Below are 20,831 nucleotides of genomic sequence, written 5' to 3' on the forward strand. Positions count from 1 at the left end.
CGGGCCGTCCCAAGGTGATTCACCCGGCATCCAGGCCTGCACCGCTCCACGCCCGTTGGACGCATGTCGCCACGTGTCAGTGGCGACCAAACTTACCGTGCTGGAATACATGCCCCCTGCAATGACTTCCGTTCGCGCGATCATGTCCTGGCGATGGACGAAGCGAGCCGGAATCGTCGAGTTTCAATGGCAGTGCCCCCACCCACGACGGCCCCATCATATCGGATACCGGCGCGGAATGGATCGGAGCAAGCCTTGGGCTAGAATCCGGCCATGGCCCCTATCCCGCTGACCCTCGCCGTCATCACGCACAACGAGGCCGAGACGATCGCGCGCTGCCTGGACAGCGTCCCGTTTGCCGCCGAAAAGCTGGTGGTGGATTCGGGCAGCGACGATGACACCGTGGCGATCGCGCAGGCGCATGGCGCGCGCGTGATCCACCAGGACTGGCTCGGCTTCGGTGCACAGCGCAACTTTGCCAGCAGCCAGTGCAGCCATGACTGGATCCTGGTGCTGGATGCCGACGAATACCTTTCGCCCGACCTGGCCACCGAACTGCAGCAACGCCTCCCGGCGCTGATGGCCGGCGACGCACCCGCCGCGTGGCTCCGCCGCAGCACGATCTACATGGGCCGGCCGATGCGCTGGTACCGGCCGTCCGTGGGCGAGAAGCTGGCACGGCTGTATCACCGCCAGCGCGCGCGCTGGAGCGATGCGCGCGTGCACGAGTCGCTGCAATTCGCCGGCGCCGCACCCACGCTGCGCGCCCCGTTCAACCACGTCAACAACCCCACCCTGGTGCACAAGCAGCTCAAGGTACTGCGCTACGCCGAACTGAAATGCCGCGACTGGCTGGAACGACGCAAGCCGGCGCGAATGTGGCAGGCGCCGTTCGTGTATGTGCTCGCCTTCATCAAGGACTACGTGTTGCGCCTCGCCTTCCTCGATGGCTGGCGCGGCTTCATGATCGCGCAGACCGCGGCCAGCTACGCGCTGTACAAGCGCATGCGCTACTACGAGATGGTCAACAATCCCGCATCGATCGCAAGCGCCGCGCATCAGCTGAAAAGCCATCAGCTGGATCGGTAGTCGGCCTCCATCAAACGAGGCGTTTTTCAGCATTGGCTCCTCTCCCTCCGGTAACCCACGGCAGGCCTACTGCGGGTGAGAGGATCGAGTCTGCCCCAGCGGGAATCCAGCCGAGCGCGCATGCCCGCGTTACCCTATTCACTCCAATCCTCTCCAGCACAAGCCATGCCCTCCCCGAAAAAGCACTACCTCCTGTACGGTTCCGAGCGTTACGCGCTGGCGATCCTGCGCCCGCTGCAGGAGGCGATTCGCGCCCGTGGTGACGAGACGGCCTGGTTCTTCGACGGGCCGGGCGCCGAGGATCTGGTCGAGGGCGAACGCCTGCTGACGGTGTCCGAAGCGCGCAGCTGGAAGCCCGACGCCGTGCTGACACCCGGCAACCACCTGCCGCATTTCATCCCCGGCCTGAAGGTCGAGGTGTTCCACGGCTTCGATGCAGGCAAGCCGCGACACATCTATATCCGCGGTTTCTTCGACCTGTATTGCACCACCGGCCCGCGCGACACCGCGCAGTTCCAGGCACTGGCAGACAAGCTCGGCCATTTCGCCGTGACCGAAACCGGCTGGCCCAAACTCGACCCCTTCATGCGTGAAATCGCCGGCCCGTTGCCGCCCGTACGCCAGCCGCCGGTGATTCTCTATCACTCCACGTTCTCCCCTTCATGGAGCGCCGCCGAGACGCTGTACGAGGAGGTGAAGCGGCTGTCGCGCGATGGACGCTGGCGCTGGATCGTCACGTTCCATCCGAAGATGAATGCGGAAACCCGGGCGCGTTACCAGGCGTTGCAGAACGAACACCTGCGCTTCGCCGAGGACGACAACATCCTGGACCTGTTCCCGCAGGTCGACATGATGTGCTCCGATACCTCCTCGGCGCTCAACGAGTTCCTGCTCACCGGCAAGCCGGTGGTGACCTTCAAGAACCGCCGGCCCGGCCCGCAGTTGATCGACATCGACGATCCGGCCCAGTTCGAAGGCGCGATCGAGCGGGCGCTGGCGCGACCACCGGAATTGCTGCAGGCCATCCGCGACTATGCCGACGCGATCCATCCCTGGCGCGATGGCCGCTCCAGCGAGCGCGTGCTGGATGCGATCGATGCGTTCCTCGCCAGGGGCGGTCGCAACCGCAAGCGCAAGCCGCTGAACCTGTGGCGCAAGCTGAAGCTGCGCCGCCGCATCGGGTACTGGGGACCAGCCTGACCACGCCGGCCGCGGCCCCCTGCATCGCGCGAGCTAGAATCACCGCAGTTCACCTAGAGCCTGCCCGTGCCATCAAACCCCTATAACCGAATGGAACACCTGCGCGGCGTCTGGCCGTGGTTGCCGCTGTGGACCGTGGTGGCCCTGCTGGCGATCTTCGCGCACGGGCCGATGCCGCTGTACTCCACGCGCACCCTGGCGGTGGCGTGGGACATGTGGAACCACGGCTTGTGGTTGGTGCCACACATCAACGGCGAACCGTACAGCGAGAAGGCGCCCTTGTTGTTCTGGCTGATCCAGGGAGGCTGGTTCGTGTTCGGTGTCAGCGACGTCTGGCCACGCGTGCTGGAGGTGCTGGTCGGCGGCGCCCAGCTGGTGATGGTCTCCGTGCTGGCCCGGCGGCTGTTTCCGCAGCGCCCGTGGATGGCCAAGGCCGCGCCGTGGATGCTGCTGGCATTCGGCTACGCGTTCCTGTTCGGCCTGCAGATCATGTACGACGTGCTGCTGTCGGCCTGGACCCTGGCCGCGCTGTTGTGCCTGACGCCCAAGGCACAGCGGGCCGAACCTCGCTGGCTGCTGTTCGGCCTGTGCATTGGCCTGGGTTTGCTGACCAAGGGCCCGGTGATGCTGCTGCACATCGTCTTCCCATGGCTGCTCGGACCGCTGTGGAGCGACTGGGCACGCGAACATCGCACGCGCTGGTACGGCGCGGGCGTGCTGTCGCTGCTGCTCGGCGGCGCGATGTTGCTGGCCTGGGCCGTGCCCGCCGGATTCGCCGGCGGCGACGCCTATCGCGAGCGACTGTTCTTCACCCAGACCGCCGGCCGCGTGGTCGACAAGCTGTCGCACGGCAAGGATCTGCAGAATCATGCCGAACCTTTCTGGTTCTATCTGCTGTGGCTGCCGGTGCTGCTGTTTCCGTTCAGCGGCTGGCCACGAATGTGGGTGGCGGTGGCCAGCCTGCGCCGACCGCTCGAATCCGGGCTGCGTTTTGCGCTGTGCTGGCTGGTACCGACGTTCATCGTGTTCTCGCTGATCAGCGGCAAGCAGCTCTACTACCCGCTGCCGGAACTGGCCGGCATCGCCCTGCTGATGTCCGGCGCCATCGCCGTGCTGCGCGAGCGTCGTCCCATCCTCGCCAACCACGCATGGCTCGGTACCTGGCCGCTGGGCGTGGCTGGCATCGCGTTCGCGCTGCTGCTGTTCGCCCTGCCGTTGATGGTGGCGCACAACGTCGTGCACGCCGACTGGGCCGACACGGCCGCGCCGTACAGCCGCTACTTCAGCGTGATTTTCCTGCTGCTGGGGATTTTGCTGCTGCTGCGCGGACGTGGCGAACTGCGTCGACTGGCGGTGGCCGGGCTGATTGGCGTCTTCGTGCTGAATACCCTGTTCACGCTGACGCTCTGGCCACGCTGGGACCTGCGCCCCACCGCCCTACTGCTGAGCCAGGCCGAGCAAGCGGGGCAGCCGCTGGCTTATCTGGGCAACTACGAAGGCGAATTCCATTTCGCCGGTCGGCTGACCCATCCGATCACCGAGCTGTACGGTGACCAGGCACTGCAGGATTTTGCCCGCGTCCACCCCGATGCCCTGGTAGTGGCACACCCGGGGAAACTCACCCCGGAGGCCCTGCGCTACGCGCTGCTGGTGCAGCCGTTCCGCTCCTCCTGGGTGGTGGTGTGGTCGGCGACGTCCTTGGCGGATCTCAAGGCCGGACACACCCCGCCGGAGCCAGCCCAGCCCACCCAGGTCTACCCCGCTGACGGCCGCTATCGGATGCAGCAGTGAGCAGCCCCCTGATCGACAACCTGCGCAAGCAATGTGGTGGGCCACGCGATGGCGCGATGCTGCGCTTCTCGCTTGGCAGCGCCCTGCTCGGCGCGGGTGATGCCGCGGCGGCGATCGAGCAACTGCAGCAGGCACTGACCTTCGATCCGACCTATTCGGCCGCGTGGAAACTGCTGGGCAAGGCCTGCCTCGAAACAGGTCAATCCGACGCGGCGGCCACTGCCTGGCGCAGTGGCATCGCGGCGGCCAACCAGCGCGGCGACAAGCAGGCCGAAAAGGAAATGACGGTGTTCCTGCGCCGCCTGGACCGCCACGACGGCGTGTAGACACCGTCTTGCCCTTCGTTACGCAACTACGCAATTGCGAATGCGTTCGGCGCTACGGGATGGTGGTTTCTTGCGTAGTCAGGATCGAAGGGGACATTGGTGTGGATAACGCCCTTGCGGTAGGGCGGGCTCTGCCCGCCATCCCGGCGACGCATACGACCAGGAGCGGCGGGCAGAGCCCGCCCTACGGCAGCTCACGCCTGGATGTGCGGCATCAGGCAATGCAGGCTCGCTGAGTGCACGATGTGCGCGAACGGCGGGTCCAACCCGCCTCAGGCCACCGGCAAGCCCCGTCCGCGCACTTCGATGCCCCCCCCTACACGCTCTCGTTGTCGTAAGGACTGACCAGGCCATCGGCCGACCAGCGCTTGTATTGCCACTGGTACTGGGCAAACGCCAACTCAACGCAATCCTGCACGCCACGATTGAGCGCCGTGCAGGCCACCTGCGTGTCGCTGTCGGCGATACCGTCCGGCGCCGGCAGCAGGCGGATGCGATAACCGGCGCCGGCCGGCAGGCGTTCGGCAAAGGCGAACAACACCGTGGCGCCCGTGCGCGCGGCCAGGCGCGGCAGCAACACCATGGTCAGCGCATCCCGGCCAAAGAAGGGTGCTATGCGACCCTCGCCTGCCCGCGGTTTCTGGTCCGGCAGGATACCCACCGCCTTGCCGGCCGCCAGGCGTTTGTACAACGCACGCACGCCGGCACCATCGGCACGGATCTGCTCAGGCGCCAGCGCACCGCGCACCTTGCGCAACAGGCCTTCGACCGCAGCCATGCGCGGCGGCCGATACAGGATCGCCATCGGCGTCTTGCGGCACAGCCAGTAATTCAGCAGCTCCCAGCAACCCAGGTGTGGCGCGGCAATGATCACGCCCCTGCCCTCCGCCAGCGCTGCATCGAGCAGCTCCTCGCCGCCTACCTCGCGCACCAGCGCCAGCGCACGCTCGGCGCCGCCGCCCCAGATCTTCACGATCTCACTGATCGACTTGCCGCCCTCGGCCATCACCTCGCGCAACAGCTCCCGGCGCTCGGCTTCGCCCGGCAACGGGCGCGCGATCCGCAGATTCACCGCGGTGTGGTGTGCCGTGCGTCCACCCCGCCACAACACCAGCCGACCCAGCCCGGCGCCGACACCGTGGAGCACACGCAGCGGCAGCAAGGCAAGCAGGCGCAGAATCAGGTAGATCAGGTAAATGTCGGGTCGCATTCGCGAAAGTGTAGAGGACTCGCCCCCCCACAACCCCCTTCACTTATCCTCTGGCCAATCTCGAATCCCGAATCCCGAATTCCGAATCCATGATCTCCCTGATCCAACGAGTCAGCTCCGCCAGCGTCCAGGTCGAAAACGAAACCATCGGCGCGATCGGCAACGGCCTGCTGGCCCTGGTGGCCGTGCAGCCCGACGATGGCGAGGCACAAGCCCGGCGCATGCTGCAGCGCCTGCTCGGCTACCGGGTGTTTGCCGACGACGCCGGGAGGATGAATCGCTCGCTCAGCGACACCCGCGGTGGGCTGCTGCTAGTCAGCCAGTTCACCCTGGCCGCCGACACCCGCTCGGGCATGCGCCCCAGTTTCAGCCGCGCGGCGGCACCCGAGCATGCGCGCCACTGGTTCGAACGCCTGCTGGAATTGGCGCGAGCGGCGCACCCGGGGGTGGAAACCGGCCGCTTCGGTGCCCATATGATGATCCAGCTGGTCAATGACGGCCCGGTCACCTTCTGGCTGGACACGGCATGACCCGCAACTGTCCGGGTGCACGCCAATGCATCGCAACACCGCCGTTTGGCGCGATTTTTGCGTCCCCGGGTCGTCGAATTTTTTACTGAAAAACTGGTCAGAAAAGCAGCACATCGCTATAATGTCCGGTTCTTGCACCTCGTCAGGCGGTCGGTCAATACATGAACAGCAAAGCTCCCCACGAGCAACAGTCGGAAATCAAGGCCCTCATCTCGAAGGGTCTTGAGCAGGGCTACCTGACGTACGCCGAAATCAACGACCACCTCCCCGACGACGTCGTCGATCCGGAGCAGATCGAAGACATCATGGCCGTGCTCAAGGGCGTCGGCATCGAGGTGCACGACGCTGCCCCCGACGGCGACACCGTGGCCGACAAGGCCGATTCCGGCTCCGACGACGAAACCGCCGCCGAGGAAGCCGTCGCGCTGCTGTCCGCCGTCGACGCCGAAGTCGGCCGCACCACCGACCCGGTGCGCATGTACATGCGCGAGATGGGCACGGTCGAGCTACTCACCCGCGAAGGCGAGATCGCCATCGCCAAGCGCATCGAGGAAGGCCTGGGCCAGGTGCAGACCGCCCTCGCCAGCTTCCCGCTGACGATCGAACTGCTGCTGGAGGAATACGACCAGCACCTGGACGGCAAGCGCCGCCTCAGCGAAATCCTCGCCGGCTTCCTCGACCTGGAAGAAGCCGCCGACCTCGCGCGCAAGGAGAAGGAGGCCGCTGCTGCCGAGGCCGCCGAGCGCGGCGACGACGAGGAGTCCGACGACGACGTCGACAGCGACGATGACGACGACGAGGAAGAGGAAGAGGTAGGCCCGACCGGTCCCGATCCGGAAGAGGTCAAGCGCCGCTTCGAGCTTCTGCGCGACTACTACACCAAGTTCCAGAAGGCGGCCCCCAAGGCCGGCAGCATCACCGACAAGAAAATCGTCAAGCTGCGCGACCAGATGGCCGAGGAGTTCCTCAAGCTCAAGCTGCCCAGCGCGCTGATCGACGGCTTCGTGCGCAAGCTGCGCGAAGTGGTGGGCGACATCCGCCATCACGAGCGCGTGCTGATGGAAATCTTCGTCAAGCAGGTGAAGATGCCCAAGGGCGAGTTCATCAAGACCTTCCCCAGCAACGAGGGCAACCTCGAGTGGGTCGCCGAGCTGAGCCGCAAGCGCCAGAAGTGGTCGCCGAACATCAAGATCCATCGCGAGGCGATCGACGCCGAGCAGGAAAAGCTCGCCGCGATCGAGCGCAAGCTGTTCCTGCCGCTGATCGACATCAAGGACATCAACCGCGCCATGGCCAGTGGTGAGGCGAAAGCCCGCCGCGCCAAGAAGGAAATGGTCGAGGCCAACCTGCGCTTGGTGATCTCGATCGCCAAGAAGTACACCAACCGTGGCCTGCAGTTCCTGGATCTCATCCAGGAAGGCAACATCGGCCTGATGAAGGCGGTGGACAAGTTCGAATACCGCCGCGGCTACAAGTTCTCGACCTATGCCACCTGGTGGATCCGCCAGGCGATCACCCGCTCGATCGCCGACCAGGCCCGCACCATCCGCATCCCGGTGCACATGATCGAGACGATCAACAAGTTGAACCGCATTTCCCGCCAGATGCTGCAGCAGTTCGGCCGCGAGGCCACGCCGGAAGAACTGGCCAAGGAAATGGAGATGCCCGAGGACAAGATCCGCAAGGTGCTGAAGATCGCGAAAGAGCCGATCTCGATGGAAACCCCGATCGGCGACGACGAGGACTCCCACCTGGGCGACTTCATCGAGGATGGCAACGCCAGCTCACCGGTCGATTCGGCCACCGAGACCGGCCTGATGGAAACCGTGCGCGACGTGCTCGGCGGCCTGACCCCGCGCGAAGCGAAAGTACTGCGCATGCGCTTCGGCATCGACATGAACACCGACCACACCCTGGAAGAAGTCGGCAAGCAGTTCGACGTCACCCGCGAGCGGATCCGTCAGATCGAGGCCAAGGCCCTGCGCAAGCTGCGCCACCCCAGCCGCTCCGAGCAGCTGCGTTCGTTCCTCGACGTCGAGTAAGCGTCGTCAACATGGCGGCAACAACGAAGCCCCGCCCACGCGGGGCTTTTTTGTATCCCCCGAGCAAGCCGATCTCGTGCAGCTGCTGCCCGCTACGGTAAACTTCATCGCTTGCGCGGGCCTATAGCTCAATGGTTAGAGCAGAGGACTCATAATCCTTTGGTTCCAGGTTCGAGTCCTGGTGGGCCCACCAGCATCTGGCTCCGCGGTGACGATTGTGGCTTCGAGCATAAGTTGGCCCACTTGGCCAACTTATGATGGATTTACGGGCATAACTTGGCCGGAGGTCTTGCGCGCTCAAGCAATAGTGGGACCTAACCGGCCGTCGTTGCCGACTCATCGATAATGGCGTGTTGCCGATACTGAGCGGGGCACACTGTCGATGTAGATCAGCAGCATCGCCGCACTCAACGCCCTCGGCGTACATCCACAGGCTGGCAATTTCATCCGTTCACGATGGTACTCATTAACGCTCGACCGACCCGTACCCATATCAATCAAGCCGGGCTGGACCCAGCGACCCGATGGGCGAGGCGGGGTACGGACAGGTCTGGTTAATTCTGCGCGTCGAGCGCTATCAATGCCGGAATTGTGGGGTTCTCGATCGACTCCTGGTCGGGAATCAAGTCCTTGTGCAGCGCCTTATTCCCGCGTGCGCCGGCATCCACCAGTTTCTTCCCTCGTGCCACAACAGACTGATTGGATTCGTAAAGGCGGTTTTTAGCCTGACCGTAGGCTTTCGTCACGCCGTTGAGTTTTTCCTCGACGGCATTGAACTCAGTCAGGAAAGCGGTCAGAGAATCCATCAAGTGGCCAGCTACCTTTCCGATGGCCTCAACCTGAGTCTGAAACTTGTCCCGCACCCACATGCGCTCGACCACCTTGAGCAGAGCCATGAGCGTATTTGGGGATGCAAAGGCGATATTGTTCTTCATCGCGTCGGTCTGCAGGGATGGGTCCGTCGCCATTGCTTCGGCCAAGGCGCCTTCGATTGGCACGAACAGCACAGTTAGCTCCAAGGCATCATCCCCCACCACCTTCGGATAATTTTTGCCGTGCAGATCCTTCACATGCGTGCGCAGCGCCGCAGCATGCCTGGTGAGGGCCGTCTGTCGTTCTGCGACGGATTCGGCGGCCGCGGCATCCGCCCAGGCGACCAGATTCACCTTTGAGTCGATCACCACCCTGCGCCCATCCGGCAGGTCGAAGATCACATCCGGACGCAGCTGCTTGCCCGTCTCCTCGTCCTTGTTCGATTCCTGCCGCTGATAGTTGACGCCCTCGATGAACCCGCAGGTCGTCAGCACACCCTCCAATATCATCTCGCCCCAGTCACCCCGGACCTTCGCATTACCCTTCAGAGCGCGGGTCAGATCCCCAGTCGCTTCAGCCATATGCTGATTAAGCGTTTGCAGTTGCTCTATTGAGCCGCGCAGTGTCGAACTTTCCTGTGTCTGGGTCTTGCCCAGCTCCTCCATGCGCTCCTTGAATTTGTCGATGTTGTCAACAAACGGCTTGAGCGTATCGGCGAGGAGGGTCTTGGAATGCTCGCCGGTGGCTTTGATTCGTTGATCGAGCACGGCAGACTTCTGGTCGAACACCGAGCTCGCCTCTTCGATGAAGGCCGTCCTCATGGATTCCTTGGCGGAATCTACAAAAGCTCTAGTCTGTTTTACCAGATCGAGCGCCGCATCACGCTCGGCCCTCATCCCGACCAAACCATTGGACTGGACGCGCAGATCCCGCTGCGCCTGGTCCAGTTCATTTTTCATCTCTTCCAGGACTCTCTTGGCCTGGCCGAGCTGGTCATCGCTCGACGTACTCCGTTGCCTAGCGCCGCTGGCCTCGATGCGCGCCGTCTCACACTCCTTGCGCAGATCTTCGATGGTGTCGTTCAGTGACTTACGTTCGAGGCCCGATGCCTGCAGCTGAGCACCCAGGTTGCGCTCGCGCTCTTCCAGCCGCGCTACAGTCGCCCGGAGGTCGCGTGCCTGATCCTGAAGTTCTTTGATCTCATCAGCTGCAGCCTGAGAGGCCTTCTTAGCTAGGCGGACCAGATTTAGTCGCGTTAGCCAACCGGAACCGGCAGCGAATACGACGGCCGAGGCGGCTACAAGTGAAAACAGTTCCCATGCCGACATGCGCGGATCTCCTTGTGCGCGAAACACATCTCGTAAGACGCAGAGTTTGGCAATCAATCTCCCGAGCCTGAAATAAAACACTCGCCCAGCGCATCAATGAAATTCTACCGCCGAAACCATGACTATGAAACGAAGCAATCTCCAGTTCGTGCAACCCGTGAGTTCGCGTTGAACTTAACCCCTCGCAGACCGTCGGTCGTGGCACGTGGTCATGTAGGGCTTCGGCCAGAAGCGGTCACTCGAAAGTGCACTCTGACCCGGGTTTTGATGAAGCCGGCAATCGCTCGCGCGTTGGGGTCACTCCCTCAAACGCGAGCAAGGTCGCAATATAAGACAAACCAATCGACCAGGACGAAGAGACATGGAATGCGCCGCTCCGAGCAATCGAGTCACCTTGAAGGTGAAGATAACCCGCGATGCGAAAGCGCGTCGCAAGATCGTGACGCTGGACAAGAGTGGCCTGGCTCGGATCAAGAACTGGAACGCGACCGCGTGCGTCTATGTGATCGTCAGCAATAAGATCATTCAGTACGTGGGCTGCTCGTCAAGCAACTTCTTCGGACGGTTCACCTACGGGATAAGCCAAGCCCACGCAAAAGGGTACCGCTGGCCGACATATGACGGGCCATACCAGCTATTCATCTGGAAAATCGCCGAATCTCGCCATTTCGTGGAAGCTGTCGAAGCAGAGGTCGCGTTCCTCCACCGCGCGGTACTCGGAGATTGGCCCATCGAACTCAACCAGATATCGCCGAAACGGCATCTAGTCCACGCCGGGGCGTCTGCGTTCGGAAAATCATTGGCCTTCGGCATCTACTCTTGGTTGATACGCAAGGGATATGTTATCTCCAATGGCGACGACGTCACCTTCCTGAGGCTGCTACGAGACCGCTCGATCATCTGCTGAAAGCAAGGCGGACGTCCGTATTCAAGTCGGTATCTGCCCCGGACGCGCGGCACAGAGACCGAAAAGGTAGCGCCAAGCCCGCCCGCTTCCTGCGTCGCGACAAGCTCAGTCATGCCGCCACCCGGCCCTGCACGATCAGGACACCGTGATCAGCTTCAGTATCCGCTCGGCGGGCCGGTACTCAAGGACGACCACCATGCGCTCCGGCGGCCCGTCCTGCCGCGGGAACTCGAGCATGATGTTGAACTTGCTGAGCCGGTGCGTGTCCTCGTCGACCCATTCCATGTTGTAAAGGTAGCTCATCCGCAGCTTCTCGCGGATGGCGGCCTCCAGCTCGGCCTTGGTCAGGCCGTCGAGGCCGGCCCTCCTAAGCTTTCCCAGCTTGGCGGTCTTGAGGTACTTGTCGAATTTATCGTCGCCTATGGCGACCGTGAACTCAGCGAGCGGCGCGACCTCCTCTGACATCGACCGCAACGCGATCTCCAAGTCGTCGTCCGATTCCTGCAGGAACATCTGCTCGGGCTTGTAGGACAGGAAGGTGCTGAAGTACATCGACTGGAGGCTCTTCAGCCGAAGCCCGAACGCGGTGTAGTCGAGGAGATGGAGGTTATGGTTCTCGGTGTTCGGGCGGTCTTCCTCGTGACCGAGGATCACAGTGCCGCCCTGCTTGATCGTCAGGTGAACCAGGCGCATCGAGACGAAGGTCTTGGCCAGACTCGCATAGGTGCAGGGGACGTAGCCGAGATAGGCATTGTTCTCCCGTAGCTTGCCGTCGATGGCGGCGATGCTCGCTGCCGAGAGGTTGCTGACGTAGAGGACGTAGCAGAAGCACGGGTGCTTAAAATCGAGGTCCTTGGCGACCACCGCCGAACGGGCCAGCAGCGGGCGCGCGATCTCGTCCCGATCGTCGACCAGCTCGCCGCCCAGGATGCTGTGGGTCGTCTCGGGGTCGAGCGCCCTGAAAAGCGCATCGGCACATTCCACGCCCGGCACGAACGTGTTGTCGCAGCGGTCTTCGTCGAACAGAAACGCCGCCTCGTGCTTGGTCGGCTGCGGGGTCAGCGCGCTTCGCAGGGAGGCGTAGTCGATGCGCTTCGCGCGAAGGGTGTCTAGCAGATCGCGGTGGAAGTGCTGGATTTCCCGAAAGGTCTGCGCATCGACCCACGCGAAGTGCTCGCGGAGGGCCGAGAGCATGACGTTACCGCGCGAGTTGAGCGTATGGATGCCGGCCATATCCGGAGAAAACACCAGCCGCCCTAGATCGTCAAGGCGCGGTCAGGGCCGGGCCCGGCAGGCTCGAGGGACCCGATTTCCGACGACCGGGACCTGAGCCCTGACTCAGCCGCGAACCACCAGGGGTTCACCGTTCTCATCGAGATGGGCCGCCAGACAGAATATGCGCGCACGATGGGCTTCGGGCACCGATTCCGCCCAGGTCTTCGGCGAATCGATGTTGATGAAAACGCCGAGCGGGTAGTTCAGGGCGTCGATCATCGCGACCAGGTTCCTGAACGCGTTGGCGGCGGTGTCGGGAGTGGCACGTCGCTTAAGCTCCATCGCCGCATGGTTGCCCTCATCCCGACCACGATGCCGACTAGGATCGAACGGCTCGTGGAGAATGATGTCTGGACGGATCCGCAGGCCATGCTCTGCCAACCTCTTCTGGTACTCCTCCCGAAGCAACGCGCCCTCCGGCAGCGCCATGTCCCGCAGCCGCAGCCGCAGTTGCGCGTATAACTCGCCTTGGAACCCTCGCTCATCCTCGTAGTAGTGCGGGTCCGTGACCGAAGTCAACGCCGCTGCGATGACGTTCAATAGCTCTTTGCTGTCCATACGAGGAACCTTAGGCGTGTACCGCGCCCACTAGCGGCTGCGAATCCTAACTCAAACTCGCTATGCGCCAGCTAGTCGGATGTCTCCTTTGGGTCGGAAGCTGTCATTTCCTTCCCCAAACGCAATGGCGAACCCCAGCGTGTCGCGATCTCCTCAGAGTCACGCTAGAACCCCGCGCCTGCTCCGAGAACTTTCAGTAATCGGCTCCTCGCCGCCGCTGAAAGCCTGCGGATTCCGAAGGTCCTCGCGATATCGGTTATGGCGTCATCGCTCTGTATCGATCGAGCGGCCGCACTGATTTCCTCGGGGGCAAGCTCCTCGATGAAGCGGATGTCCTCCTCCCGCTCCGGGACGCGATAAATGTTCCAGCGATCAGGGTCGTCCGCAGCCAGCCACACGAAATGACCATGCTCCGGTTCTGGGTCAGGCTGGAAATGGTAGTGGCGCTCCGCGAGCTCGAGGACACGCTCGCGAATGAGACGACCGGATCGCTTGAACCCGTGTGCCCGAGCAATCCGCTCGACGAGGACTTTGTCGAGAATCGGGGCCTCTTGCTCCAGAACTTCGCGGATGCAGCCCTCGAGCGTGGAATCGTATGACGCGTCATGGAAGCTGTCCGGCTTTAGTGACAATTTCAAGTTGGAGAGATCAGCCACGCGGTAGGTTCGCTTTGTGGTAGCTGCGCTGTCATCGGTCGGACCGCGAGCAACCAAGCGCATGGGTTCGAGATATTCGCTTTTCACTTCCGTCGCGACCACTAGGTTGGAGCCGGGCATATCCCCTACTTCTTCGTCATGCTCCGTGTCCCGTTCCACAATGGCTGTGCCTTCGGCTTCCATCGCTTTCGCTGCAGTTGCAGCTTCGATCTCCCGGGCTCGTTTCAGTTCGGCTTCCTTGGAACGCTGGTCTTCGAGCTCAGCGCTGATGGCCTGATGCAATCGTTCAAGGGCGCCGTCTCGATCAACCCACCACGCCGTTGACCAGACGCGTACCAGCCGCCAACCGAGGCCGCGCAGGATCTCGCTTCGGACCTTGTCGCGATCCCGCGCTGTCGCCGCACTGTGATATGTGGCGCCATCGCACTCGACGCCGACAAGGTAGTCGCCCGGTCGATCCGGGTGCACGACGCCCAGGTCGATACGGAAGCGCGACACGCCAATCTGCGGATGGGTTTCCCAACCCTTTGCACGTAGTCCCTCGGCAACAAACTGCTCGAATGGGGATTCGTAGTCACCCACGGAACCGCGCACGGCGGTGATAATGGCCTTCGGTCCCTGGTCGGCAAACTCGATGAAGTGACGCAGATCATGCACAGCCCGCGCCGAGGTGCGGTTGAGATCAATCATCGAGGGATCGAAAGAAGTGAAGACCATCATCTCGCGGCGCGATCTCGTCACGGCAACGTTCAACCTACGCCAACCGCCTTCGCGATTGAGTGGCCCGAAGTTCATGGACATGACGTTCGCCCCCGGCTCCGTGGGACCGAAACCGATGCCCAGCATGATTAAGTCACGCTCGTCACCCTGCATGGTCTCCAGATTCTTGACCACCACGGGTTCAGCCATGTCGTCCTTGAAGAACGGCTCGATCTCGCGATGATCGCGCCGCGCCTGGTCGAGAAGGTCGTCCACCAGCTGTTGCTGCTCGGCATTGAGGGTAATGATGCCGATGGATTGGCCAGATGCAATGAATTCCGGGTCAGTGAGCCGTTTGACCACCTCCGCCACGATGGCTTTGGCTTCCAGCTGATTCCGACGCCCGCCTTTCCCTTGCGCGTAGACGCCGTCCACCTTGCGCCAGGAAACGGCACTTGGGCGCGTGTCGGCGGCCGGGAATGTGATCAGACTGGCATCGTAGTAGCGGTAATTGGAGAAGGTGATCAGGCTTTCGTGCCGACTGCGGTAATGCCAGGTCAGGCTGTGCTGCGGCACGCCGGCACCGATACATTCGTCAAGGATGCTCTCCAGATCCTCGTCGGTATCGTCTTCACCAGCGGCCGTACCGCGGTTGAAAAAGCTGGTGGGTGGCATTTGCCGCGGATCACCCGCGATGACTACTTGTTTGCCACGAGCGATGGAACCCACCGCATCCCATGGCGCTATCTGCGAGGCCTCATCAAAAATGACCAGATCGAACAGCTCATGATCGGCGGGCAGGTATTGAGCGATCGACAGCGGACTCATAAGCATGCAAGGCGCCAGGACAGTGAAATCCTCACCCATTTCCTGGGTCAGCTGACGTACTGGCTTGTGACGGCGCTGCTTCTGCAGCTCATGTTTGAGAATGCCGAATCCGCTGCGTTTGGTAACCCCGTTCTTGTCCGGGATGTTGCCCGATAGCTTGGCGCGGATGTAGGCCGACGTGAGCGAGCCCAGCTCATCAACTGCCTTGGCATACGCGTCAATGTCGCTCTGATGTTCCGCTGGCACGAAATGGCACAGCAGCGGCTCCGCATCGATCGCCTTGGAAGCAAACCAACGGGCATACGCCACCTCGAAGGTCTGGCCGACCGAGCCATCGGGCAGCGTACCCTGCTCCACGGCCTCAACCAAGGGTTGTAGGCCACAAGCGATGGCTTCCTGGCGTACGCGCCGCCAGCTGCACCAGGCATTCAAAGCCTTCTCGCTTTCGATGACCGCCTGGGCATTGGCGAAGAGCTCTGGCACCTGCTTGTTGAGATCGACCTCACTGCCTGCCGCTTTGGCAAACTTCTGGGTGGCGTCGAAGAGCACCTTGTACCGACTGGTCAGCTCGCCGATGGCTTCGACGATGGCGCCATTTGGCGCTAACAGGTCATTGCCGTCGACCAGCAGTTTTCGCGCTTCATGACGGAGCTTCACCAGTTGCTCAGGTGCGCTGGCCAGTGGAATGAGGTGTGCACGAAGGTTTTCGGCCAGGTTGGTCGCAAAGACCATGCGCGTCACATCGGTGCGCAGGGCAGACCACCCGGGAACATTCCGCAGATCGCGGTCCAGGGCGTCGATGCTGGCCACGAGGTCCTTCATGGCTGCAAGCACGGGAAGATCAGCCTCCACGTCGGGCGGAGCAGGCGTCCCTGCAGTTGCCGCCAGGGCCTTGGCTACTTTCTTCCTGGCCAGCGTGGCAAGGAACCAGAACTTCCCGGAAGCCTCGGTCCATTCACGTCTCAGCATGTCGATATTGATGCGGCGGACTGCCTCCGGCGCATAGGTCTGCGACAAGCGTTTCTCCAGCGCCTCGTACTCCTTCAGTGCGGCTGACGCCTGTTGAGCCGCAGCTCGAATCGTCTTCAACACTGGCGAGAATGCGAAACGCAGGTCCACACCATGGGCGTCCGGCAGGAGCCGGACAAAGTTGAGCAACTTGGCGGCAACAGGCGTCCCCGCACCTATCGACAGCCCGGTGCCCTGTACAACCTGCGCGCAGGCGCTATCGCATGCCTTGAGCGAGGCAAGTACCTGACGCGCCGCACCCACCATGGACTCTTGCCAGGCGTTGGACCATTCGGTCCGGACCACCAGCGTCATCCGGGCACGGACACCTTCGGTGGCAGCGCGATTCAGATCCAAGCGCCGCGCAATATTCCGAAAGTTTTCCATCTGGGCTGCGTCATGCTCCGCCCCCTCAGGCCATGAGAGCCGAGGCGTCATGGGCGTCGCATCCTTCACAACGCGACCAATGGCCTCATGTACTGACCAACCGTTGGGCCAACGCTTGTGGAGCGCCAGCACCAGTTCGTTGAGCCGGTCCCGGAGCGAACGTACCTTCTCCGCCTGCGCCTTCCACTGTGCCTCCGTCAGCGTGTCGCGAGATGTCCATGCCCGGTCCAACTGCTGAAGCACGTGCATCTTGGAGGACTTGCTGGAATGCAGCTCCAGACAGAACTGGCCGATGCCCTTGTCTTCCAGCCGTCGCTTCACGACATCCAGTGCGGCCATCTTTTCGGCCACGAACAGCACGCGTCGTCCCAACGCGAGGTTGTGCGCGATCATGTTGGCAATGGTCTGCGATTTGCCCGTGCCCGGCGGCCCATCCAGCACAAAGCTGTGACCCGTGGCAGACGCGACAACAGCTGCCAACTGCGAGGAGTCGGCGGGAAGCGGAGTAAAAAGCTCGCCTGGCTCGACAGTGACATCGAGTTTCCTGGGTTCGGGAAATTCACCCGCTGACTCCAGGGACGACCCGCCGAGTTTGTGGTGCAACAGGTGTCGCACAACGTCGTTCTGCACCAGCTGTTCGGAACGGTCGACCAGATCGCGCCACATCAGGTACTTCGAGAACGAAAACGTCCCGAGCACGATATCGGTGGTGACCTCGAAGCCGGGTATGTCGCGCACCGCGCGGCGCACGATATTCCAGATCTGTTCAACGTCAATGCCACTCTCGTCCGTCGGAAGATCGCCGCCTAGGCCGGGAATATTGAGCTGGAAGTCGTGACGCAGCAGTTCCAGAAGCGTCAGATTGAACCGCGGCTCATCATCCAGCATGGACATCTTCACGCCGGATAGAACACTACGCCGCTCCAGCTTTACCGGCAGCAGGATCAGCGGCGCGAAGTAACTCTTGGGGTCGTCTTCCGCCTTCTTCCAACGCAAGAAACCAATCGCGAGAAAGAGGGTGTTGGAACCACCCTCTTCGAGATCCAAGCGAGCCTTGCGGTAAAGGTCGACAAGTGCGGCCTCGAGCTTTCCTTTCTCCATCCGTGAGAGCACCTCGTTACGCGTCATGGCCTGACGCGCAGCTTCCTCCTCAAGGTTTTCGCGATTGCGCTTCTCGTAGATCTCGCTGTCCCGACCGCCCACTTCGAGATCGGGCATCTGGACGATTCGCACGCTCTTGTTGGCCGCGAGTATGTCCTCCAGACCCGCGGGATCTGGGCACACAAGGCGAATCGCCTTGGCACTTCCAGGCAGGTGAAGCAGACGGTTCCGCGTGGTCAAATCAAGTAGCTTCCGCTGCCACAGTTCCAGCTTGTCAGCTGCAGTGACGGGCTCATCCTCGACTTCGACATCAAAGGCCGGCAGTTGAGGGGCAGCTTCCAGCGCTTCGCTGACCTTTTGAAGTTGCTCGCCAAGTGTCTCGCCGATGATCTTTGCTGCGGCCGTGAGCGGGCGCAGCTTCTGCATGCGAGCTCGGCGCACGTCGACTGCCATCACGAAGTCTTCGTCTGTCAGCTGGCGTTTCGCGATGTCTACGGCATTACTGAATCCCGGAGCGGGCGATTGCGTAGCCAAGGTGGTCTCGAAGACCAACAATTCCTGCAGTTCAATGCGCTTGCGCACCGACGAGGCATCTTCGTTGAGTACCTGTGCAAACTCCTGTGGCTGTAGCCAGACCCCCGTGAAGGCGTGATCTTTGGTCAAAAGAAGGACGGGATTGAGGCCGGCTTGCTCCAACGTCGCAGCAAACAACAGGGCGGTATCCAAACAGGTACCAACGCTGCCATCGAGCACCTGAGATGGAACACGGACTTTTTGCCCCTCCTGCTCGAAGCTCGCCGGGGGCAGTACATAGCTGATCTGATACCCACAGACTGCAGACCAGACAGCGGAGGCTATTTCCCATACGCGCTGGCGGGAGCCTGCCTTGTATCCATCGAGTCCGTCAGGCCGTCCGGCTCGGCGCAGCACATCGGACGTACTCTTGAGTACCTTGTCGATCGCGGGATCGTTGGGCATGCAAAATGCAGCCAGGAGTTCCGGCATGCTGCCTGCCCCACCCCACTGGTTTCGTGCCAGCAATTCAACTTGGTACCGCTGTTCCGCAACTACGCCGGTACTCGACCGCAAGCGAAGGTGGATCGACGCCTGCATGCTTTCGGTCAGGTCGGCCAGGTACCCTTCCTTCAGCTCGACATCGCGATCTGGAATCGCCATCGATGAGTCGGGCCCCAGACGATCGATGCGCCATGTTTTCGCAGCGGCAAAAGGCAGGCTCGGTTCAAACTCGAGCACCAGGTCGTCAAGTCCCTCCACACTGTCACTTGCGATATTCAGTTGCCGCAACAGCGGCACAGCATTCTGATGCGACGCCAGCCCCAGTTTGGTGCTGACAAAGCCATCGATAGAAATTCCCATAGCCCCAGTCCTTCCAGCACAACTCCTAGAGCTGGATCATAGGCCGGATGGCCTGAAGTTTCGAACTTGCGAACCGTGGACCGATCAAGCGTGTTCACCCGACAAATTTCTCCATTCCTCGCTCCAGCGCCCTGACCCGCCAGCGTCCACGATGGGGAGGAGGATGCCTCAGCAGCGATAGCCGGCTCATCAGAACGGTGCCTGCCCTCTGTAGGTGTCTTCCGCCACTGGGCAACAAAGAGGCAAACGGCAAGGTTGAACGAGTACTACCGGTATGGCCAGGTTGGTTCGCTGAACGGCAGCCACGACCATGTACATTCCGACGACCTGGCGTTGACACCATTTCAGGAAAGTGGGGCGAGACAGGTGTTGAACCTCCATCTGTCACCCCTCTCACCCACGGAGTGACGCGACATGAACGAAGACCGCATCCAGGGAAACTGGAAACAACTTGCTGGCAAGATCAAATCCAAGTGGGGTGATCTCACCGACGACGACTTGACCCGTGCCGAGGGCGATTACAAATACCTCGTGGGCAAGGTGCAGGAACGCTACGGCATCGCTCGCGACGAGGCTGAGCGGCAGGTGAAGGAATTCGAGCGGACGCTGTAGCAGCCAATCGCCGAGCCATCCACGCAAGGCCGTCGCTGTGCTGGCGGCCTTGTCTGTTGTGATTCGTGACGCCAACGCGTCGATAGAAAAACTATCTTTTGAACATGGTCAGTTCGCTCGATTCGATCCCGAGCTTGCCGCAAACTGCCACGCATGAAGACGATGGCAACCCGCGGGCGATTCCATGCGTAGCAAGCTGTTCGTGCCCGGCGCGCGACCCGAGCTGTTTGCCAAGGCGCTGGCGGGGGCGGCCGACGCGTTGTCGTTCGATCTTGAAGATGCCGTATCTGAGGGAAACAAGGCCGAGGCGCGTCAGGCGGTTGCGGATTTCATCGCCAGCGCGGCAGTGCGCGAGGCGGCCAAACTCATCATCGTGCGCACCAACGCGGGAGACTCGCCGCATTTTGCGGCCGACCTGGCGGTAATCGTCCGCCCCGGTGTGAACCTGCTCAACCTGCCCAAGGTCGAATCAGCACAAGACGTGCTGGTCGCCGTCGCCGCGATCGAGGAGGCGGAGCGTGCGAACGACGTGGCGCAACCAATCGGCCTGCTTTTGAACATCGAGACGCCCCGCGCGCTGGCATCGGCCGCGCGGATTGCCGGCGCGCACCCGCGCGTGGCGGGCCTGCAGCTTGGGCTGGGCGACCTGTTTGAACTTCAGAACATCGCACGCGATGACCCGCGCAACGTGCACGCCGCGATGTTCGACCTGCGCATGGCCGCGGCGCAGGCCGGCGTCTACGCCATGGATGGCGCCTATGCCAGACTCGATGACGAAGCAGGCTTTTCGGCGGAGGCCGACATGGCTCGTCGACTGGGCTTCATCGGCAAGACTTGCATCCATCCGCGACAGGTGGCACTGGCCAACGCGGCTTTCGCCGCGTCGGCGGCGGAGCTTGCATGGGCGCGGCGGGTTGTCGAGGCGGCGAAGGCGCAGTCGCGTGGCGCCTTCGTCGTGGATGGCCGGATGGTGGACCTGCCGTTCCTCAAACGCGCGCAGGCCCTGCTCGCGACCACGCGGCGGCCGGAGTGAGGTGCACGCGCGGCAGCTTGGCACTTATGCGCCGCTGTCGGCGCCTGCCGCCCCTGCTATG

14 protein-coding genes and 1 tRNA gene are annotated in these 20,831 nt (G+C 62.3%); 10 read left to right on the forward strand and 5 right to left on the reverse strand.

Features of this window, described 5'->3' with window-relative positions; genetic code table 11:
- Nucleotides 1-273: 273 nt before the first annotated feature.
- The 4 genes from AC0L58_RS15410 (at nt 274) to AC0L58_RS15425 (ending at nt 4,406) form a co-directional block, all read left to right on the forward strand.
- Nucleotides 274-1,089, forward strand: coding sequence for a glycosyltransferase family 2 protein (locus tag AC0L58_RS15410; protein WP_473684941.1), 816 nt, complete (start codon nt 274-276; stop codon nt 1,087-1,089).
- A gap of 165 nt (nt 1,090-1,254) precedes the next feature.
- Complete coding sequence (locus tag AC0L58_RS15415; RefSeq protein ID WP_473684943.1) at nt 1,255-2,289, forward strand: CDP-glycerol glycerophosphotransferase family protein; 1,035 nt, start codon at nt 1,255-1,257, stop codon at nt 2,287-2,289.
- Nucleotides 2,290-2,379: 90 nt separating this feature from the next.
- Complete coding sequence (locus tag AC0L58_RS15420) at nt 2,380-4,080, forward strand: ArnT family glycosyltransferase (RefSeq protein WP_473684945.1); 1,701 nt, start codon at nt 2,380-2,382, stop codon at nt 4,078-4,080.
- The gene (locus AC0L58_RS15425; RefSeq protein ID WP_473684947.1) at nt 4,077-4,406 is read left to right on the forward strand and encodes a tetratricopeptide repeat protein; all 330 of its coding nucleotides are present in this window, start codon (nt 4,077-4,079) and stop codon (nt 4,404-4,406) included. Before AC0L58_RS15420 ends, AC0L58_RS15425 begins: the two co-directional genes overlap by 4 nt.
- Before the next feature lie 316 nt (nt 4,407-4,722).
- Here the strand turns inward: AC0L58_RS15425 and AC0L58_RS15430 are convergent, their stop codons facing one another.
- Nucleotides 4,723-5,616, reverse strand: coding sequence for a lysophospholipid acyltransferase family protein (locus AC0L58_RS15430; RefSeq protein WP_473684949.1), 894 nt, complete (start codon nt 5,614-5,616; stop codon nt 4,723-4,725).
- Between the two features lie 89 nt (nt 5,617-5,705).
- Between AC0L58_RS15430 and dtd the strand changes: the two genes are divergently transcribed.
- The 3 genes from dtd to AC0L58_RS15445 all read left to right on the forward strand — a co-directional run bounded on the left by dtd (nt 5,706) and on the right by AC0L58_RS15445 (nt 8,381).
- On the forward strand, nt 5,706-6,146 hold the full coding sequence (gene dtd / locus AC0L58_RS15435; RefSeq protein ID WP_473684951.1) for a D-aminoacyl-tRNA deacylase: 441 nt from the start codon (nt 5,706-5,708) through the stop codon (nt 6,144-6,146).
- Nucleotides 6,147-6,307: 161 nt separating this feature from the next.
- Nucleotides 6,308-8,188: an RNA polymerase sigma factor RpoD gene (gene rpoD / locus AC0L58_RS15440; RefSeq protein ID WP_473684953.1), complete on the forward strand. Its 1,881-nt coding sequence runs from the start codon at nt 6,308-6,310 to the stop codon at nt 8,186-8,188.
- Between the two features lie 117 nt (nt 8,189-8,305).
- Nucleotides 8,306-8,381: transfer RNA gene (locus AC0L58_RS15445), tRNA-Ile, on the forward strand.
- A 361-nt stretch (nt 8,382-8,742) separates the two neighbouring features.
- Here the strand turns inward: AC0L58_RS15445 and AC0L58_RS15450 are convergent.
- Nucleotides 8,743-10,329, reverse strand: coding sequence for a DNA recombination protein RmuC (locus tag AC0L58_RS15450; protein WP_473684955.1), 1,587 nt, complete (start codon nt 10,327-10,329; stop codon nt 8,743-8,745).
- 394 nt (nt 10,330-10,723) lie between these two features.
- Here AC0L58_RS15450 and AC0L58_RS15455 point away from each other — a divergent pair, with 394 nt between their 5' ends.
- The gene (locus AC0L58_RS15455; RefSeq protein WP_473684957.1) at nt 10,724-11,236 is read left to right on the forward strand and encodes a hypothetical protein; all 513 of its coding nucleotides are present in this window, start codon (nt 10,724-10,726) and stop codon (nt 11,234-11,236) included.
- A gap of 135 nt (nt 11,237-11,371) precedes the next feature.
- Here the strand turns inward: AC0L58_RS15455 and AC0L58_RS15460 are convergent, their stop codons facing one another.
- The 3 genes from AC0L58_RS15460 to AC0L58_RS15470 form a co-directional block, all read right to left on the reverse strand.
- Nucleotides 11,372-12,469, reverse strand: coding sequence for a hypothetical protein (locus tag AC0L58_RS15460; protein ID WP_473684959.1), 1,098 nt, complete (start codon nt 12,467-12,469; stop codon nt 11,372-11,374).
- 105 nt (nt 12,470-12,574) lie between these two features.
- Nucleotides 12,575-13,069 carry a hypothetical protein gene (locus AC0L58_RS15465; RefSeq protein ID WP_426687577.1) on the reverse strand — a complete coding sequence of 165 codons (495 nt, stop codon included), beginning with the start codon at nt 13,067-13,069 and terminating at the stop codon, nt 12,575-12,577.
- Between the two features lie 164 nt (nt 13,070-13,233).
- Nucleotides 13,234-19,125 (reverse strand): DUF3320 domain-containing protein, encoded by a 5,892-nt coding sequence (locus AC0L58_RS15470; protein WP_473684961.1) that lies wholly within the window; start codon nt 19,123-19,125, stop codon nt 13,234-13,236.
- A gap of 414 nt (nt 19,126-19,539) precedes the next feature.
- Between AC0L58_RS15470 and AC0L58_RS15475 the strand changes: the two genes are divergently transcribed.
- Together AC0L58_RS15475 and AC0L58_RS15480 are read left to right on the forward strand one after the other, a co-directional pair.
- Complete coding sequence (locus tag AC0L58_RS15475) at nt 19,540-19,737, forward strand: CsbD family protein (protein WP_473684963.1); 198 nt, start codon at nt 19,540-19,542, stop codon at nt 19,735-19,737.
- Between the two features lie 184 nt (nt 19,738-19,921).
- Nucleotides 19,922-20,770 (forward strand): HpcH/HpaI aldolase/citrate lyase family protein, encoded by an 849-nt coding sequence (locus tag AC0L58_RS15480; protein ID WP_473684965.1) that lies wholly within the window; start codon nt 19,922-19,924, stop codon nt 20,768-20,770.
- Nucleotides 20,771-20,831 lie beyond the last annotated feature (61 nt).

This window comes from Rhodanobacter sp. G2-10, assembly GCF_055809185.1.

Coding starts and splice junctions, on each gene's coding strand:
- AC0L58_RS15410 (WP_473684941.1), top strand. CDS start 274: ATGGCCCCTATCCCGCTGACCCTCGCCGTCATCACGCACAACGAGGCC.
- AC0L58_RS15415 (WP_473684943.1), top strand. CDS start 1,255: ATGCCCTCCCCGAAAAAGCACTACCTCCTGTACGGTTCCGAGCGTTAC.
- AC0L58_RS15420 (WP_473684945.1), top strand. CDS start 2,380: ATGGAACACCTGCGCGGCGTCTGGCCGTGGTTGCCGCTGTGGACCGTG.
- AC0L58_RS15430 (WP_473684949.1), bottom strand. CDS start 5,616: ATGCGACCCGACATTTACCTGATCTACCTGATTCTGCGCCTGCTTGCC.
- dtd (WP_473684951.1), top strand. CDS start 5,706: ATGATCTCCCTGATCCAACGAGTCAGCTCCGCCAGCGTCCAGGTCGAA.
- rpoD (WP_473684953.1), top strand. CDS start 6,308: ATGAACAGCAAAGCTCCCCACGAGCAACAGTCGGAAATCAAGGCCCTC.
- AC0L58_RS15450 (WP_473684955.1), bottom strand. CDS start 10,329: ATGTCGGCATGGGAACTGTTTTCACTTGTAGCCGCCTCGGCCGTCGTA.
- AC0L58_RS15460 (WP_473684959.1), bottom strand. CDS start 12,469: ATGGCCGGCATCCATACGCTCAACTCGCGCGGTAACGTCATGCTCTCG.
- AC0L58_RS15465 (WP_426687577.1), bottom strand. CDS start 13,069: ATGGACAGCAAAGAGCTATTGAACGTCATCGCAGCGGCGTTGACTTCG.
- AC0L58_RS15470 (WP_473684961.1), bottom strand. CDS start 19,125: ATGGGAATTTCTATCGATGGCTTTGTCAGCACCAAACTGGGGCTGGCG.
- AC0L58_RS15475 (WP_473684963.1), top strand. CDS start 19,540: ATGAACGAAGACCGCATCCAGGGAAACTGGAAACAACTTGCTGGCAAG.
- AC0L58_RS15480 (WP_473684965.1), top strand. CDS start 19,922: ATGCGTAGCAAGCTGTTCGTGCCCGGCGCGCGACCCGAGCTGTTTGCC.